The organism is Litoribacter ruber, assembly GCF_018500185.1.
GTDB classification, from domain to species: domain Bacteria; phylum Bacteroidota; class Bacteroidia; order Cytophagales; family Cyclobacteriaceae; genus Litoribacter; species Litoribacter ruber.
On record NZ_JAHBGI010000061.1, the window covers coordinates 1 to 367 of the forward strand.

A 367-nucleotide genomic window follows, 5' to 3' on the forward strand; every position below is an offset into this window, starting at 1 on the left:
CGATGGTACTGGAGTCACATCCGGGAGAGTAGGTCGCCGCCCACTTTTTTTCTTTTCCCTTAAAAAAAAGCCGCCGCATGGCGAACTTTCGGAAAGAAAAAACATTGATAGGATCCGGGATTCCCAAAATACCCCCTTCTTTTCCACACAAAAAAACAAAAGCAGGCAAAAAGCTGCCTGTCCCCCAATGCCCTGTTATTGCCGGCAACACCCGGTGGAAAAAAAATAAAACAGAAAAAGGCTTGCGGAACCAAAACATTGGATTACCTTTGCAACCCGTTCGAAAGCGATCGGGAAAAAAATCAAGACACGGGTTTGAAAAACAGCCGCTATAAGCAGGAAAGCCTGCTTGAAAGTTCTTTGAAGT

1 protein-coding gene is annotated in these 367 nt (G+C 45.2%); it reads right to left on the bottom strand.

The features are described from left to right. Positions 1-367, bottom strand: a 367-nt coding sequence (locus KIH41_RS18080) for a hypothetical protein (protein WP_214163345.1), incomplete at both ends; no start/stop codon positions are given.